Raw genomic sequence first — 360 nt, 5'->3', positions numbered from 1 at the left:
CAGATCGATAAATACCAGGCAGAGATAAGGAAAGCATTAAAGAATACAGATAATGACGAACTGCAACCTGAAAAACTGGAAGCAGATCTTAAAAGGATACTTGACGAACCTAAGCAGGCTTCTAACATTGCCAAAGCCAAAGCAAGTGCAATTGACAGGAAAACCCTGGTGCAATTACTGGCTTCTCAAAATTTGAGTGAGCAGGAAGCAGATCAAAAGATCTCACAGGTTGAGAAAGTGCTTAATAAGGTAAATGCCTTCTTTAGCGACGGGCAACAAAATGCCAGTGCTAAAAAAGGCGAAGTGAAGCAGAAAAAAGGTGACGTCGAAGCTAAAGTAAAAGGAATGTTCTCCAGTAAG

General features: G+C 40.8%; 1 protein-coding gene. It reads left to right on the top strand.

Annotation, left to right across the window (positions count from 1 at the left end):
• A partial coding sequence (locus tag HC175_RS20935) for a hypothetical protein (RefSeq protein ID WP_168139906.1) occupies positions 1-360 on the top strand: 360 nt, incomplete at both ends.

This window comes from Salinimicrobium oceani (assembly GCF_012037645.1).
The sequence above is the reverse complement of the archived record's forward strand: the minus strand, read 5'-3'. Positions and strand labels throughout refer to the sequence as shown.